Consider the following 15,559-nt stretch of genomic DNA (forward strand, 5'->3'; position numbering starts at 1 on the left):
TGGTGCTTGTCGTGGTGCAGCTCCATGATCTTGCCGCTGATGTGCGGCTCCAGGGCGCTGTAGTCGTAGGGCAGGTCGGGCAGGGTGTAGACGGGCATCTCGTCCCCTTCGTCGTCGCGGATGTCGTTGCTGGTCACGCTACGACCTGAACCCTTGTTGAGGTCAACGTGTTCCGGCCAACGTGTCCCAGGTCACCACGGTCACGACGTCCACGCAGCGCCGCCCGGGAACCGGAACTCCGCCACGGACTCCGGGCGCATCCGGGTGGAGTAGCCGGGCGCGGTCGGCACGACGTACGACACGCCCTCGCCGAAGTCCTGCACCAGGCACGGGTCGGTGAAGTGCTCGTGCAGGTGGTCGACGAACTCGGTGACGCGCCCGTCCAACGACCCGGACACGGCGACGTAGTCGAGCACGGACACGTGCTGCACCATCTCGCACAGGCCGACGCCGCCGGCGTGCGGGCAGACGGGGACGCCGAACTTCGCGGCCAGCAGCAGCACGGCGACGATCTCGTTGAGGCTGGCGAGGCGGCCGGTGTCGAGCTGGCAGTAGTCGGTGGCCCGCGCCTGGAAGAGCTGCTTGAACATCACGCGGTTGTGGCAGTGCTCGCCGGTCGCCACGCGCACGGGCGCGACGCCCTCGCGCACGGCGGCATGGCCGAGGACGTCGTCGGGGGAGGTGGGCTCCTCGATCCACAGCGGGTCGAACCGCTGGAGCGCGTTGACCCACTCGATGGCCTCGGGGACGTCCCACACCTGGTTGGCGTCGATCATCAGCGTGCGGTCCGGGCCGAGCTCCTCGCGCGCGATGCCGAGGCGCCGGACGTCGTCCTCGAGGCGGGCGCCGACCTTGAGCTTCACGTGCCGGTACCCGGCGTCCACGGCCTCACGGGTGAGGCGGCGCAGCTTCGCGTCGTCGTACCCGAGCCAGCCGGCCGACGTCGTGTACGCGGGGTAGCCGCGGCGCTCCAGGTGCGCGATGCGCTCGGCCTTGCCGGGCTCGGCGGCGCGCAGGATCTCCAGCGCCTCGTCGCGGGTGAGGGCGTCCGAGAGGTAGCGCAGGTCGGCGACGTCGACGAGCTGCTCGGGCGTGAGGTCCGCGAGCAGGCGCCACACGGGCTTGCCGGCGCGGCGCCCGGCCAGGTCCCACGCCGCGTTGAGGACGGCGGCCAGCGACAGGTGCACCACGCCCTTCTCGGGCCCGAGCCAGCGCAGCTGGCTGTCGGCGGTGAGGTCGCGGTAGACGGCGCCCATGTCGCCGACGACGTCGTCGACGTCGCGCCCCACCAGCCGCTCGGCCTGGTGCCGGGCCGCCAGGGCGACGACGTCCGTGCCCCGCCCGATGGTGAACGTCAGGCCGTGGCCGGCCAGCGGCTCGCCCGCGGTGTCGGTGCCGTCGGTGCGCAGGACGACGTAGACGGCCGAGTAGTCGGCGTCGGCGTTCATCGCGTCCGACCCGTCGGCCGTGCGGGAGGTGGGGAAGCGGACGTCGGTGATCTCGACGTCGGTGATGGTGGGCATGCGCACCTCTTCGTGGCAGGGAACTTCGTGGCGGAAAGATCGGATGACTAATGCCAACCTACCGGTGAAGTCCTCGGCGCGGCAACGAAGGCTCGGCCATCTCGGGCCGAGAGATCCGAGGATTGGGGTGGGGGTGTTCGGGCCGTCAGGCGCGCGTCGAGCCCCGCTCGACCAGGTGGACGGGGATGGTCACGTGCTCGTGCGGCGCGCCCTCGTCGGCCATCTGCTGCTCGAGCAGCCGCACGGCGGTGTGCGCCACGGCGTCGTAGCCGGGGTCGACCGAGGTGATCCCCGGCGGCACGAAGCGCGAGACGCCGAGGTTGTCGAACCCCACGAGCTGGACGTCGTCGGGGATGCGGACGCCGCGCTCTGCGAGCGCGGCGACGGCGCCGAACGCCAGGGTGTCGTTGACGGCGAACACGCCGTCGAACGCCATACCCTCCTCCAGCAGCCGGACGACGGCGTGGTACGCCGCCTCGGAGGTGAAGTCGGGCACCGGCACGACGAGGCTCTCGTCCGGGACGAGGCCCGCCGCCCGGTGGGCCTCCGCCCAGCCCGTGCGCCGGTCCGACTCCATGCCGGCCGACGGGTCGACGGTGGCGCCGAGGGCGACGACCCGGCGTGCGCCGCGCTCGATCAGGTGCGCGGTCGCCAGCCGCGCGCCCTCGACGTTGGCGAGGCGGACGTGGTCGAACCGCGCGGGCACCTCCCGCTCGCCCAGGAGCACGATCGGCGTGGACGTCGGGACCCGGTCGAGCTCGTCGCTGTGCAGGCCGGCCACCGAGAGGAGGACGCCGTCGTACATGCGCAGGCGCGGCAGGCTGAGCGACTCCATCTCGCTCCGGGCGTCCGCGCTGGTGCGCTCGACGACGAGGTGCCGGCCGCCGGCCTCGACCAGCGGGGCGATCCGGTCCGCGACCTCGCCGAAGTAGTCGTGGAACGTGGGCACGACGAGGACGACGGTGTCCGTGCGGCCGGCGCGTAGGTGCCGGGCCGTGAGGTTGACCTCGTACCCGAGCGACTCGACCGCCGCGAGCACCCGGTCGCGGGTGGGTTCGCCCACCCGCTTGCGCCCGGTGAGCACGTTGGAGACGGTCATCATCGAGACGCCCGCCTCCCGTGCGACGTCGCCCATCGTGACCATGCGCCACCTCCTCGTGGTGATCCTGCCAGGCCGCGCGCGACGCCGTCGCACCGGCCTTGACGCTCCGGTACGGCCGTGCGAAGGTCGGCGCGGATTAACGATAAACCGGATCGCTCGATCGACCCGGGAAGGCTTGACGCACGCACGACGAAGGAGACGTATGACGCGACGAGCGCTCGTGGTCCGCGGCGGATGGGACGGCCATCAGCCCGAGGCGGCCACGGACCTGTTCCTCCCCTTCCTGCGCGAGCAGGGGTTCGAGGTGCGGGTCGAGACGGACAACGAGGTGTACGCCGACGCCGAGACGATGGCGGCGACCGACCTGGTGCTGCAGTGCGTGACGATGTCGGAGATCGGCTGGCCCGCGCTGCAGGGGCTGCGTGCGGCCGTCGAGGCGGGCACCGGCCTGGCGGGGTGGCACGGCGGCATCGCCGACTCCTACCGGAACAGCTCGGACTACCTGCAGCTGGTGGGCGGGCAGTTCGCCACCCACCCGGGCAAGGAGCCGCACCTGCGGCACGGCGACCAGACCGACAACTACCTGCGGCACACGGTCGAGGTCACCGACCTGGGCCGCGAGCACCCGATCACCGCGGGCCTGGACGACGTCGAGCTGGAGACCGAGCAGTACTGGGTGCTGCACGACGACCTCATCGACGTCCTCGCCACCACCACCCACCCCGCGCCGGCGTGGCACCCGTGGCACCGACCGGTGACGTCGCCCGCCGTCTGGACGCGGCAGTGGGGCGCGGGGCGCGTGTTCGTCGCGACGCCGGGGCACTCCGTGGACGTGCTCGAGAACCCGACCGTCCGCACCATCGTCGAGAGGGGGCTGCTGTGGGCGAGCCGCTGACGGAGCAGGGAACCATGGGTAGGGGCATCGGCATCGGCATCGTCGGGCTGGGCGTCATCTCCCGCCAGTACCTGGACACGCTGGCCGGGCACCCGCGGGCGCGGGTGGCGGCCGTGACGGACCTGGACCGGTCGCGGGCGGAGGCGGTCGCGGCCCAGCTGCCGGGGGCGCGGGTGGCCGCGGACCTGGACGCGCTGGTCGCGGACCCCGACGTGCAGGTGGTGCTGGACCTCACGACGCCGGGCGTGCACGCGCACGTCGCGACGGCGTGCGCGGCGGCCGGGGTCGACCGCTACGGCGAGAAGCCGCTCGCGGTGGACCTGGCGGCGTCGCGCGAGGTGATGGCCGCGGCGACCGCGGCGGGCACCCGGACCGGCTGCGCCCCGGACACGGTGCTCGGCACGGGGGTGCAGACGGCGCGGGCCGCCGTCGCGGACGGCCGGATCGGGACGCCGACGGCCGCCGTCGCCACCTGGGTCGCACCGGGCCACGAGCTGTGGCACCCGAACCCGGACTTCTACTACGCGCGCGGCGGCGGGCCGCTGCTCGACATGGGCCCGTACTACCTCACGAGCCTGGTGCAGATCCTGGGGCCGGTGGCGTGGGTGCAGGGAGCGGCGTCGCGGTCGCGGGACGAGCGCACCATCGGCTCCGGCCCGCGGGCGGGGGAGCGGGTGCCGGTCGAGGTGGCGACGCACGTGACCGGCGTGCTCGGCCATGCGAGCGGCGCGCTGTCCACCGTGACGGTGAGCTTCGACGCCGTCGGCTCGCACGCGCGGCCGATCGAGGTGCACGGCACCGCGGGGTCGCTCGTCGTGCCGGACCCCAACCGGTTCGACGGCGACGTGGAGCTGCGCACCCTCGACGGCGGGGAGTGGGAGGTGCTGCCGCCGAGCGCTGGCTTCGTGGGCGCGGGCCGCGGTATCGGCCTGCTGGAGATGGTCGGGGCGGCCGGGCTGGGTGCGGCGCCGGCGTCCCCGCGCGCCGGCGGCGACGTCGGCCTGCACGTCATGGAGGTCATGACGGGCCTGCTCGACTCGGCGGACTCCGGCCGCCGCGTGGAGGTCACGACGGCGCCGACCGTGCCGCCGCTGGTGCCGCTGACGGCCGAGGCGACCTGGCACGGCGGTCGGGCGGAGGGCGCGGCATGACCGGGCTCGAGCACCGCCGCACCCGCACCGCCGTGACGCTCACGGACCACGACGGCAGCCCGCTGGCGCACGAGGACGTCACGGTGCGCCAGGTGCGTCACGCCTTCGAGTTCGGCTGCGCGGCGTTCGAGGTGGCGGACGCGGACGCCGCCTACCAGGACCTGTGGCTGGGGCTGTTCGACACGGCCACCCTGCCCGTGTACTGGGGGCGCTACGAGCCGGAGCGCGGCCGGACGGCCCTCGCCGACCTCACCGCGGCGGCGCAGTGGTTCGCCGACCGCGGGGTGCGTCTCAAGGGGCACCCCCTGGTGTGGCACACGGTCAAGGCGCCGTGGCTCGACCCCCTGCCGCTCGAGGAGGCGGAGCGGCTGCTCCGCGAGCGGGTGCGGCGGGAGGTGCGGGACCTTTCCGGCCTGATCGACACCTGGGACGCCATCAACGAGGTGGTGATCATGCCCCGGTTCACGAACGAGCCCGACGGCGTCCCCAACGCGATCACCCGCCTGGCCGCCCGGCTCGGCCGGGTCGAGATGGTGCGGCTGGCGGTGGACGAGGCACGCAGCCAGGGCACGTCGCCGCGCCTGCTGATCAACGACTTCGACCTGGGGCCGGAGTACGAGCGGCTGATCGAGGACCTGCTCGAGGCGGGGGTGCGGATCGACGCGATCGGGCTGCAGTCGCACATGCACCAGGGGTTCCGCGGCGTCGAGCAGCTGCTCGAGGTGAGCGACCGGTTCGCGCGATTCGGGCTGCCGCTGCACTGGACCGAGACGACGCTCGTGTCGGGGGACCTCATGCCTCCCGAGATCGACGACCTCAACGACTTCCAGGTCTCCGCGTGGCCGTCCACCCCCGAGGGCGAGGAGCGGCAGGCGGACGACGTGGCGGCGCACTACACGGCGCTCGTCTCGCACCCGGCCGTCGAGTCGATCACCTACTGGGGCATGGGCGACGCCGGGGCGTGGCTCGGCGCCCCGGCGGGGCTCGTGCGGGCGGACGGTTCGCCGAAGCCGGCCTACGACGCGCTGCGCGACCTGGTGCGCGGCGCCTGGTGGACGCCCGCGACGTCGTCGCGCACGGACGCGCAGGGGCGGGTCGTGGTGGAGGGCTTCGCGGGCACGTACGAGGCGTCGTGCCGGGGGAGGACGGTCGAGGTCGGCCTCGCCGTGGGCGAGGGGGCGGTCGAGGCGCGCCTGCCGCGCTGATCCGAGTGTCGGACGGGGGGTTGACCGGCCCCCGGCGGCGCTCTAGTTTAACGCTAAAATCGCACGGCGGCCGGGCAGGACGACGGTGCGCCACCTCGGGCGACGTGGCCCGGGGTTCTCGAAGGGGAGACACATGATTCGTGATCTGACGCCGTGGGGGCGCCGTCGGGCGTGGCAGCGGGGAGCGGCCGTCGTCGCCGCTACGTCGCTGCTCGCCCTCGCCGCATGCAGCAGCGACGGCGGCGAGGAGGGCGGGGCCGGCTCGGAGAACACCGAGGGGTCGATGACCGACTTCGCGGCCGACCAGCAGTTCAAGGCCACGGAGCCGATGGACGCCTCGATCCTGTGGACCGACTGGCCGGACCTGCCGATCAAGGACTCGTGGAAGCTCTTCGACGAGATCGAGAAGCGGACCAACGTCCGGCTGAAGCCCACCAACATCCCGTTCAGCGACGCCACCGAGAAGCGCAACCTGCTCATCAGCGCCGGCGACGCCCCCGACATCATCCCGCTCGTCTACACGGGTGAGGATGCGCCGTTCGTCTCCTCGGGCGCGGTGCTCCCCATGAGCGACTACGTCGACCTCATGCCCAACTTCCAGAAGTACGTCGAGGAGTGGGACCTGGAGGACATGATCGACAACCTCCGCCAGGACGACGGCAAGTACTACATGGTGCCGGGCCTGCAGGAGGTGTCGGTGCCGGTGTTCTCGATGGTCATCCGCAAGGACGTCTTCGACGAGGTCGGGGCCCCCGTGCCCGACACGTGGGACGAGCTGCGCGACGGGCTCGAGAAGATCAAGCAGAAGTACCCCGACTCCTACCCGCTCGCGGACGGCTTCGAGGCGCAGTCGATGCTCAACTACGCGTCCCACGCCTTCGGCACCGTGGCCGGCTGGGGCTTCGGCAACGGCACGTTCTGGAACGAGGACACCGGCCAGTTCGAGTACGCCGCGGCGTCCGACGGGTACAAGGAGATGGTCGAGTACTTCCACGGCCTCGTGGAGGACGGGCTGCTCGACCCTGAGTCGCTCACCGCGTCCAACGACGGCAACGGCGGCGGCAGCGTCTCCGAGAAGGTCGCGAAGAACGCCGTGTTCGCGGCGTCGGGCGCCGCCGGGACGGCCATCGAGTTCCAGACGGCGCTCCAGGCGGCCGACCCGGACGCCGACTTCGAGGTCGTCCAGATCGCCCCGCCGGCAGGGCCCGCAGGGGACGTCGTGGAGCCGCGCAACTTCTGGCACGGCTTCATGCTCAGCTCCGAGGCCAAGGACGACCCGCACTTCGTGGCGCTGGTCCAGTTCCTCGACTGGCTGTACTACAGCCCGGACGCCCGCGAGATGCTCCGCTGGGGCATCGAGGGCGAGACGTACACCAAGGACGCCGACGGGACGATCACGATCAACCCCGACTACTCGCTCGACGCCTTCAACATCAACCCGGACGGCAAGACCGACCTGCAGAAGGACCTCGGGTTCTCGACCTTCCTCGCGGAGTCCACCGAGTCGCGGGCGCTCAAGGAGTCGTACAACTCGAAGCAGTTCGTCGAGTACATGGACACCGTGCTCTCGACGCGCACGCCGCGCGACCCGTTCCCGCCGGCGCCGCTGACCGACGCCGAGCTGGAGCAGTCGTCGCTGATGTCCACGCCGCTCAAGGACACCGTGGACACCAACACGCTGAAGTTCATCCTCGGCGACCGGCCGCTGTCCGAGTGGGACGCGTACGTGGGCGAGCTCGAGGGGCAGAACCTCCAGGGCTATCTCGACCTCGTCAACGGGGCGCAGAAGCGCTTCGCGGAGAAGAACTAGCCGTCCCGACCCTGCCGGTGGCCGGCGGCCCAGCGCCGTCGGCCACCGGCCGCTCACGAAGGAGTGAGACATGAGCGCGACCCTGGACCGGGCGAAGGCCGACCCGGCACCGCCGGTGGTCGACGAACCCGCACCGCGGTCGAGGACGCGGCGGTCGTGGCGGCAGACGCTGCGACGCGACTGGCAGCTCTACGCCCTCGCCGTCCTGCCCGTGCTGTTCCTCGTCGTCTTCCGCTACGTCCCGATGCTGGGGAACGTCATCGCGTTCCGGCAGTTCCGGCCCGGCGGCAGCATCTTCGGCGAGCAGTGGGTGGGGCTGCGGTACGTGGACATGTTCATCCACGACCCCACGTTCTGGAAGGTCTTCACCAACACGGTGATCCTCGGCGCGCTCACGCTCGTCGTCTGCTTCCCGCTGCCGATCGTGCTCGCGCTGCTCCTCAACGAGGTGCGCAAGAAGGCCTTCAAGCGCACCGTCCAGTCGATCTCCTACCTGCCGCACTTCCTGTCGCTGGTGATCGTGGCCGGCATGGTCATGCAGCTGCTGTCGCTGCAGGGCACCGTCAACCAGATCATCGAGGGGCTCGGCGGGGAGGGCATCCCGTTCCTGCAGCGGCCGGAGTGGTTCCGCACCATCTACGTGGGGTCGGAGGTGTGGCAGACCGTCGGCTGGGGCACGATCCTGTACCTCGCGGCCCTGACCACCGTGGACACCTCGCTGTACGAGGCGGCGCGCATTGACGGCGCGAACCGGTGGCGGCAGACCTGGCACGTGACCATCCCCGGCATCCGCCCCACGATGATCACGCTGCTCATCCTCAACATCGGCACGTTCCTCAACGTCGGGTTCGAGAAGGTCCTGCTGCTGTACAACCCGCTGACCTACTCCACGGCCGACGTCATCTCGACCTACCTGTACCGGGTGGGTCTGATGTCGAACAACCTCAGCTACGCGGCCGCCATCGGCCTCTTCCAGGCGTGCATCGGCCTGGTGATGGTGCTGAGCGCCAACTTCATCTCGCGACGAGTGGTGGGAGCAAGCCTGTGGTGACGCAGAGCGGTATGACGCTGGCGAGCAGCGAGTCGCGGGCCGGGCGGGGCAAGCCGGTCGGCGCGCGGGACACCCGGGCGTACCGCGCGTTCACGGCGTTCAACACCGTGGCGCTGGTCGTGGTGTCCCTGCTGATGCTGTACCCGTTCGTCACGATCCTGGCGCAGTCCTTCAGCAGCCCCGGCGCCATCAAGGCCGGGATGGTGAGCTTCTGGCCGGTGGGGTTCAACCTCGACACGTACCGGGCGATGGCGCAGGACACGTTGTTCTGGACCAGCTACCGCAACACGGTCGTCTACACGCTGGTGGGCACCACGATCGCGATGGTGCTCACCACGACGTTCGCGTACGTGATCTCCAAGCAGCACCTGCGCGGCCGGGGCGTGCTCATCGGTGTCGCCGTCTTCACGATGTTCTTCAACGGCGGCCTGGTGCCGAACTACGTGTTGATCTCGTCGCTCGGGATGAAGAACACCATGTGGGCGGTGGTGCTGCCCGGTGCGCTGTCGGTGTTCAACCTGCTCGTGATGAAGTCGTTCTTCGAGAACCTCCCCGGCGAGCTGGAGGAAGCTGCGCAGATCGACGGGCTCGGCTGGTTCGGCATCTTCCGCCGCATCGTGCTGCCGCTGTCCAAGGCGGTGCTGGCCACGATGGTGCTGTTCTACGCCGTCGCCTACTGGAACGACTGGTTCGGGGCGTTCCTGTACCTCGACCAGAACGGCCTGTTCCCGGTCACCCTGTTCCTGCGCAACCTCATCGCCGGCGCGTCGACGACGGCGTCCGAGGGAGCGGCGGCCGTCGGGTCCACCACGCAGGCCGTCTCGGCGAACATCCAGTCGGTCACGATGATCCTCATCCTCGTGCCGATCGTGTGCATCTACCCGTTCGTGCAGCGCTACTTCGTGTCCGGCGTGATGCTGGGCTCGGTCAAGGGCTGAGGGAAGCTAGGAGAAGTTCTCTTCGAGCAAGGGATCCGTCGCGCCGTCCGGGTGGATGGCGCGACGGATCCCTTGCTCGAAGGCGACTCCGGTCAGCTCGCGGGGGAGAGGCTCATCTCTCCCGCGGGGCCCTGTCGGTAGGCGGTGAAGTACCCGTCGGTGGCCAGCGGGTTGTCCGCCGAGTCGTCCAGGTAGCTCCACACCGGCTCGCCGTCCACGCGCAGCACCACGCGGGTGCCGCCCTCCACGTCGACGGCGCCGAACGTCACCTCGTGGGTCGAGTTCGGCTCGATCACGGTGTTGGGGAACGTGTCGACCATGAAGACGGCCGGGCTCCACTTCTGCATCTCGATGACGTCCTCCTTGATGACCACGAGGTAGCCCGAGCTGCTGTTGGTCCACACGGGGTCGCCGGCGGTCTTCGACCGGACGGAGAACCCGAACCAGCCGCCGTTGAAGGCGCCGACGGACGTGTCGAACCGCAGCAGCTCGTCGCCGAACTTCCGGGGCGTGAAGCTCCACGCCCCGCGCGGCGCCAGGTGGGCCGCGCCGTCGGCCACCGTGATCCCCTCGCCCGGCGCCCAGGCGGCGGGATCGAGGATCTCGTCGCCCAGCGGCGTCACGGGGTGGTCGGCTGCCCGCACCGTCACGGCGGACGACGCCGCGAGGCCGGGCACCACGGTCGACGTCGCGGTGATCGTGGCCGTGCCGGCGGCGACGCCGCGGACGACGCCCTTCGCGTCGACGGTCGCGACGGACTCGTCGCTCGAGGTCCACTCCAGCCCGGTGCGCGTGGCGTCCGCCGGGGTGAACGACGGCGCGAGCGGGTGGGTCTCGCCCGGCTCGATCGTCGCCTCGGAGGGGGCCAGCGTCAGGCCGTCGGGGTCGACGCCCACCAGGGAGAACCGCACGTCGTCGAAGTCCAGCGACGCGAAGCCCTGCACGTAGAAGCCGACCTTGCCGGCCCCGTCGGGCGCCGGGTTGGCGCCCGCCACGACCTCCTCGCCGTCGAGCAGCACGCGCACGCCCGCGGCCGTCACCACGACGCGCACGTCGTACTGGGTGGCGGGCTCCAGCCCCTCGCCCGCGGGGAGCTTGACCTCCTTCACGGTGCCCCAGGCGGAGTCGAAGATCGTCCACGTCGAGCCGGCCGCCGCGTGGCGGTAGCGCACGTACCCGCCGGGCGTGGCCCCCGTGCGGTCGTAGACGAGCAGCTGCCCGCCCTCGGGCACCTCTGCCGGCGTCGTCACCGTGAAGTCGAGCGCGTACTCCGTGAAGGACCGGTCGAGCTGGGAGTTGGCGCCGTTCTTGATGCGGTAGACGTGGTCGCCGGTGCCGTCGTCGACGATCGCGCGGTTCGGGTCGGTGGCCCAGCCGTTGCCGCCCGTCTCGAAGTCCGTGAAGTGGAGCACGCCGTCGCCGGCGGCCACGGTCACGGTCATCTCGTCGCGGATGGCCGCGTCGGCCTTCGCCTCCGCGGTCACCGTCACCTCGCCGGGCGCGACGGCGGTGAGGATCCCCGCGGCGCTGACGGTCGCGACCTCCGGGTCGCTCGAGGTGTAGGTGACGGCCTGCTGGGTGGCGTTCCACGGCACCGCCTGCGCGGCCACCGAGACCTCGTCGCCGAGGCTCACCGCCAGGTGGTCCGCCGGCAGCACCAGCGACTCCAGGGCCACGCTGTCCGGCGTCTGCGACTGCCCGACGTGCCCGTCCGTGCCGATCTCGTCGAACGGGATGGCCTCGAAGCCGGGGATCTGGTCGAAGACGGCGGCGTCCTCGCGCAGCGTGTAGTCGCCGTTCGCCGCGTCGACGAAGCCCGGGTCGTCGTCCGTCACCCAGTTGGCGTCGTCTCCGGTCCCGTAGTTGAGCAGGTTCTTCGTGTCGAGCGCCCCCTCGGCGTTGACGTCGGGGTTGCGCTCGCGGTCCGGGTTCCAGACGACGTTCCTCGCGAACGTGCTCTTGTTCGGGAAGTAGTGGTTGTCCTCGAAGAAGTGGCCCAGCTCCGGGTACTTCTCCAGGTACGGCGTGCCGACGAAGTCCTTGTTGTCGGCGAACACCTTCTTCCACTTCGGCATGTAGACGCGGTCGACCGTGTTGCCCTCGCCGTCGCCCATCCACTGCGTGTAGTTGTCGTACGGCACGGTGGTGTCGACGAAGACGTTGTTCGTGGCGTCGATGTAGTCGGCAGAACCCGACTTGATGGCGTCGTTGCCCATGTCCACGAAGACGTTCTGGCTGATCTCCAGGTCCCACGTGAAGTTGTCGGCGTAGATGCCCTCGACGCCGTGCTTGGTGAGGCCGACGTCGTGGAAGTAGTTCTGCCGGAACACGTGACCGCGCTGCTGCGGCGTCTCGCCGGAGTTCATGTAGATCGCGCCGAGGTCCTGGAACGTCTTGCAGACGTCGTAGACCTCGTTCTGCTCGAACAGGTGGTCGTTCCCGTGCACGATGACGCCCGGGTGCGGCGCGTCGTTGATCTCGTTGCCGCGCGCGATGTTGCCGACCCCGTCGAACATCACGCCCGGGTTGTACGCCTTGTGGTAGTAGGCGAAGTCGTGGATGTGGGAGTTCTCGACGCGGTTGCGGCCGGGCTCGAGGGTCGTCTTGTCCCCGCCCTGGAGCACCACGCCGACGCCGCCCACGTGCCGGACGTCGCTGGAGACGACCGCGTGGTCGCGCCCGCCCCGGTTCACCGGGATGCCGTCGTACGTGTACCGCCCCGGCGAGTTGATGGACACGCCGCCGTCGCTGAAGTTCTGGATGTCGCTGTTCGAGATCGTCACGTGGCTGCCGCCGAGGATGACGGCGCCCAGGGCCCGCCCGTACTCCAGCACCAGGTCGTCGAACGTCACGTACGACGCCCCGTCCGTGCGGATCATCGGCTCGTCGAGCGTCGTGACGACCGGCGCCCCGCGCTCGGCCAGGAACGACGCGTTCGGCACCAGGTAGAGCATCCCGGTGTCGCGGTCGATGTAGTACTCGCCCGGCGCGTCGAGCTCCTCGAGCAGGTTCTGCGCGAAGTGGAAGTCGGGGTACCAGGTCTTCATCAGCCCGGACATCTCGCCGTACCGCAGCGTGATCGTGCGGGCGTCCGTGTCGATCTTCTCGATCTTGTTGTACGACCACTCCCAGCTCTGGCCGAAGATGCCGTCCAGCCAGACGTCCTTCGCCTCGCCCCAGTACTGCGGGCGGTCGTAGGAGTAGCTGAACGTGCCGCCGCGCTCCTGCAGGTCGGCGTCGTCCTTGGTGGGGCCGGGGTCGACGATCTTGTTCATCTGGACGGTGTCCTTCGCGGCGCCGGCGTTGGGCCAGCGCGCGAGGGTCATGTCCTCGCCGTCCACGTACAGCTCCATCGGCGGCGTCGTGCTGACGTCGTTGGCCTTCCAGTAGCCGTGCCGGCTGAGCTGGCCGTAGTCGTCGATGCCGAGCTCGCGCAGGTCGATCTGGAGGACGTCGTCGCGCGCGGACGTCTCGATGATCCGGTCGAGCACGGCCTGGTCGGTGACGGGGGAGAAGCCGTCGTACGGCAGCTCCTTGCCACCCGAGATCGTGGCCCGCTCTCCGGGGTAGGAGCGGTAGGTGATGGGGGCGTCCGCGGTGCCGGAGTCCTCCTCGCCGAGGAGGAAGGACTCCGAGCGCTCGTACGTGCCCTCGCGCAGGTAGACGACGACGCCGCGGTCGGGCAGTCCTTCGTCGGCCTTGAGCGCGCGGATGGCGTCGCGGGCGCCCTCGAGCGTGCGTAGCGGCTTGTTCTCGCTGCGCCCGCTCGCGGCGTCGTCGCCGTCGGGGGAGACGAAGAACGTCGCCCCCGCCTTGGACTGCGGCGCGGAGTGCGGGGGCGGTTCGGCGTGTGCTGCCGTCTGCGTCCCTGCGACGAGCAGGGACGTCAGCAGCAGGGCTGACAGTGGTCGCTTCATTGCGAGTGCTCCGACCTCTCGTGTGGTCACGGGGTTCTCGGGGCGACGCGGGTGCGGCGCGCCCGGATCGTCAAGCACCGGCAGGCTACATTAATCGATAATCGCTGACAACGGTGTGGCGTCGGCCCGGACCCGCTACGGTCGGACCCGTCCGTCACTCGAAGGAGAGCCCATGACCAGCAGTGGAACCCCGGAACGACTCGTCTTCGTCGGGGACTCCATCACCGACGCCGGCCGCGACCGCGGGGACGAGGCGTCGCTCGGCGACGGCTACGTCTCGCTCGTGGCGGCGGCCCTGCCCGACGCCGTCGTGCTCAACCTCGGCATCGGCGGCAACCGGGCCGTCGACCTCGAGGAGCGGTGGAAGCGCGACGTCGCGGCGTCCGCTCCCGACGTCCTCACCGTGTACGTGGGCGTCAACGAGACCTGGCGACGCTTCGACTCCGACGACCCGACGAGCGCCGAGGACTTCGAGGCCACGTACCGGCGGCTGCTCGCGAGGGTTCCGGGCAACCCGAGGCTCGTGCTGGTCGAGCCGTTCCTGCTCCCGGTGCGCGACGAGCAGCACGGCTGGCTGGAGGACCTCGACGGCAAGCGGGACGTCGTCGCCCGGCTGGCCGCCGAGACCGGGGCCGAGCTGGTGCCGCTGCACACGCTGCTGACCCGCGCCGCCCGGGACGGCGGCGCCGCGGCGCTCGCCCCGGACGGCGTGCACCCCACGCCCCCGGCCTCCCGGATGATCGCGGACGCCTGGCTGGCGGCGTACGCTGACGACGCACAAACGATTGTCGATAACGACCCGAGGAACGACGTGAGGCTGCACGGATGACGGACGCGCTCAGCTCGATCAGCGGCCTGGAGCGCGGGCTGCTGTCGGACCAGATCTACGACCTCGTGAAGTCGATGATCAAGACGTCGCAGCTCGCCCCGGGGGAGCAGCTCGTCGAGTCCCAGCTCGCCCGCCGCCTCCAGGTCAGCCAGGCGCCCGTGCGCGACGCGCTCAAGCGGCTCGCCCACGAGGGCCTGGTGACGCACGTGCGCCACCAGGGCAACTTCGTGGCGCAGTACTCCGACGAGGAGGCGCAGCAGGCCAAGCAGGCGCGTGTGGCGGTCGAGGCGCTGGCCGGCCGGCTCGCGTGCGGGCAGCTCGCGCCCGAGACCCGCTCCAGCCTGGAGAAGGTCATCGACGAGATGCACGGCGCCGTCGACGCCGGCGACCTACCCGCGTTCCGCGAGCTCGACTTCGGCTTCCACCGCGCCGTCATCGAGGCCAGCGGCAACACCTACCTGCCGCGCATGTGGGACATCATCGAGCCCAGCCTGCGGTCCATGCACCTGCTCGGCGACCCCGAGTTCACGGGCGACTGGCACCAGGTGGCCGACTGGCACCGCAGCCTGCTCGACGTGCTCGACGACGGCGACGCCGACGCCGCGTCCGCGCTCTTCGAGGCCCACGCCGCGGGCACGCTGCTGGACGACGAGTAGGGACCGGACCTGCGCGCCGGCCCGACGACGGACACGGCAGAGGCCCCGCGCCCTCGAGAGGGTGCGGGGCCGGTGCGCGCTGGGGCCGTCAGTCGGTGACGTCCTCGGCCCGGGCGCCACGCCGCCGTCCGGCGAGCACGAGGCCCGTGCCCGTGAGGACGATGAGCGAGGCGGCCGCCAGCAGGTCGGCGTCACCGCCGGTCTGCGCGAGCCGGTCCGGCCCCGTGACGGCTGCCTGGTCCTTCGCGGCGCGGTGTTCGGCCGCGCCCAGGTTCGCCGGGTCCGTCGCGTCCTCGGCCGCGACCACGACGCCTTCGTGGCTCACGTACACCGGCGCGGTCGCAGCAGAGCGCTGGCCGTCGGCCGCCGAGCCGGTACCGCCCCCCTCGGGTCGGCCGGAGCCCGGAGTGCTCGTCGGGTCGGTCGGGGCCGTGGGGCCGGTCGGCTCCGAAGGGTCCGTGGGGCCGGTCGGCTCCGAAGGG

The 15,559-nt window shown here is 71.1% G+C and carries 12 protein-coding genes and 1 pseudogene; 8 read left to right on the forward strand and 5 right to left on the reverse strand.

The features are described 5' to 3' along the window. The 3 genes and pseudogenes from ACQP60_RS17835 to ACQP60_RS17845 form a co-directional block, all read right to left on the reverse strand. Window positions 1–98: pseudogene (locus ACQP60_RS17835) on the reverse strand (superoxide dismutase); the annotation flags it as partial. Between the two features lie 102 nt (window positions 99–200). Further along, window positions 201–1,523, reverse strand: a complete 1,323-nt coding sequence (locus ACQP60_RS17840) for an enolase C-terminal domain-like protein (RefSeq protein ID WP_429735357.1) — start codon at window positions 1,521–1,523, stop codon at window positions 201–203. A gap of 145 nt (window positions 1,524–1,668) precedes the next feature. Continuing rightward, window positions 1,669–2,667: a LacI family DNA-binding transcriptional regulator gene (locus ACQP60_RS17845; protein WP_429735359.1), complete on the reverse strand. Its 999-nt coding sequence runs from the start codon at window positions 2,665–2,667 to the stop codon at window positions 1,669–1,671. A 160-nt stretch (window positions 2,668–2,827) separates the two neighbouring features. Between ACQP60_RS17845 and ACQP60_RS17850 the strand changes: the two genes are divergently transcribed. The 6 genes from ACQP60_RS17850 (at window position 2,828) to ACQP60_RS17875 (ending at window position 9,675) form a co-directional block, all read left to right on the forward strand. Continuing rightward, window positions 2,828–3,520, forward strand: coding sequence for a ThuA domain-containing protein (locus ACQP60_RS17850; protein ID WP_429735361.1), 693 nt, complete (start codon window positions 2,828–2,830; stop codon window positions 3,518–3,520). A 14-nt stretch (window positions 3,521–3,534) separates the two neighbouring features. Continuing rightward, entirely contained in the window at window positions 3,535–4,671 is a 1,137-nt protein-coding gene (locus tag ACQP60_RS17855; RefSeq protein ID WP_429735363.1) for a Gfo/Idh/MocA family protein, read from the forward strand. Beyond that, a complete protein-coding gene (locus tag ACQP60_RS17860; protein ID WP_429735365.1) occupies window positions 4,668–5,876 on the forward strand; it encodes an endo-1,4-beta-xylanase in 1,209 nt (402 codons plus the stop codon). The genes ACQP60_RS17855 and ACQP60_RS17860 overlap by 4 nt, the downstream gene beginning before the upstream one ends. Before the next feature lie 133 nt (window positions 5,877–6,009). Continuing rightward, window positions 6,010–7,686, forward strand: a complete 1,677-nt coding sequence (locus ACQP60_RS17865; RefSeq protein WP_429735367.1) for an ABC transporter substrate-binding protein — start codon at window positions 6,010–6,012, stop codon at window positions 7,684–7,686. A 70-nt stretch (window positions 7,687–7,756) separates the two neighbouring features. Next, window positions 7,757–8,737 carry an ABC transporter permease gene (locus ACQP60_RS17870; protein WP_429735369.1) on the forward strand — a complete coding sequence of 327 codons (981 nt, stop codon included), beginning with the start codon at window positions 7,757–7,759 and terminating at the stop codon, window positions 8,735–8,737. 11 nt (window positions 8,738–8,748) lie between these two features. After that, complete coding sequence (locus ACQP60_RS17875) at window positions 8,749–9,675, forward strand: carbohydrate ABC transporter permease (protein WP_429735838.1); 927 nt, start codon at window positions 8,749–8,751, stop codon at window positions 9,673–9,675. A 92-nt stretch (window positions 9,676–9,767) separates the two neighbouring features. Here ACQP60_RS17875 and ACQP60_RS17880 read toward each other — a convergent pair whose 3' ends face one another. Further along, window positions 9,768–13,592: an Ig-like domain-containing protein gene (locus ACQP60_RS17880; protein WP_429735371.1), complete on the reverse strand. Its 3,825-nt coding sequence runs from the start codon at window positions 13,590–13,592 to the stop codon at window positions 9,768–9,770. Window positions 13,593–13,764: 172 nt separating this feature from the next. On the opposite strand from ACQP60_RS17880, the gene ACQP60_RS17885 reads away from it, so the two are divergent. Both ACQP60_RS17885 and ACQP60_RS17890 read left to right on the forward strand, forming a co-directional pair. Continuing rightward, window positions 13,765–14,421, forward strand: coding sequence for an SGNH/GDSL hydrolase family protein (locus ACQP60_RS17885; protein ID WP_429735373.1), 657 nt, complete (start codon window positions 13,765–13,767; stop codon window positions 14,419–14,421). Next, window positions 14,418–15,077 (forward strand): GntR family transcriptional regulator, encoded by a 660-nt coding sequence (locus tag ACQP60_RS17890; protein WP_429735375.1) that lies wholly within the window; start codon window positions 14,418–14,420, stop codon window positions 15,075–15,077. Before ACQP60_RS17885 ends, ACQP60_RS17890 begins: the two co-directional genes overlap by 4 nt. Before the next feature lie 88 nt (window positions 15,078–15,165). Here ACQP60_RS17890 and ACQP60_RS17895 read toward each other — a convergent pair whose 3' ends face one another. Beyond that, window positions 15,166–15,402: a hypothetical protein gene (locus tag ACQP60_RS17895; RefSeq protein WP_429735377.1), complete on the reverse strand. Its 237-nt coding sequence runs from the start codon at window positions 15,400–15,402 to the stop codon at window positions 15,166–15,168. Window positions 15,403–15,559: the final 157 nt, after the last annotated feature.

The sequence above is a fragment of the Isoptericola variabilis genome (genome assembly GCF_050311655.1).
Taxonomy (GTDB): domain Bacteria; phylum Actinomycetota; class Actinomycetes; order Actinomycetales; family Cellulomonadaceae; genus Isoptericola; species Isoptericola variabilis.

Excerpts from the sequence above, each read along its gene's own strand:
- ACQP60_RS17860 (WP_429735365.1), top strand. The coding sequence starts at position 4,668 with ATGACCGGGCTCGAGCACCGCCGCACCCGCACCGCCGTGACGCTCACG.
- ACQP60_RS17865 (WP_429735367.1), top strand. The coding sequence starts at position 6,010 with ATGATTCGTGATCTGACGCCGTGGGGGCGCCGTCGGGCGTGGCAGCGG.
- ACQP60_RS17890 (WP_429735375.1), top strand. The coding sequence starts at position 14,418 with ATGACGGACGCGCTCAGCTCGATCAGCGGCCTGGAGCGCGGGCTGCTG.
- ACQP60_RS17875 (WP_429735838.1), top strand. The coding sequence starts at position 8,749 with ATGACGCTGGCGAGCAGCGAGTCGCGGGCCGGGCGGGGCAAGCCGGTC.
- ACQP60_RS17845 (WP_429735359.1), bottom strand. The coding sequence starts at position 2,667 with ATGGTCACGATGGGCGACGTCGCACGGGAGGCGGGCGTCTCGATGATG.
- ACQP60_RS17870 (WP_429735369.1), top strand. The coding sequence starts at position 7,757 with ATGAGCGCGACCCTGGACCGGGCGAAGGCCGACCCGGCACCGCCGGTG.
- ACQP60_RS17880 (WP_429735371.1), bottom strand. The coding sequence starts at position 13,592 with ATGAAGCGACCACTGTCAGCCCTGCTGCTGACGTCCCTGCTCGTCGCA.
- ACQP60_RS17855 (WP_429735363.1), top strand. The coding sequence starts at position 3,535 with ATGGGTAGGGGCATCGGCATCGGCATCGTCGGGCTGGGCGTCATCTCC.
- ACQP60_RS17885 (WP_429735373.1), top strand. The coding sequence starts at position 13,765 with ATGACCAGCAGTGGAACCCCGGAACGACTCGTCTTCGTCGGGGACTCC.
- ACQP60_RS17850 (WP_429735361.1), top strand. The coding sequence starts at position 2,828 with ATGACGCGACGAGCGCTCGTGGTCCGCGGCGGATGGGACGGCCATCAG.
- ACQP60_RS17840 (WP_429735357.1), bottom strand. The coding sequence starts at position 1,523 with ATGCCCACCATCACCGACGTCGAGATCACCGACGTCCGCTTCCCCACC.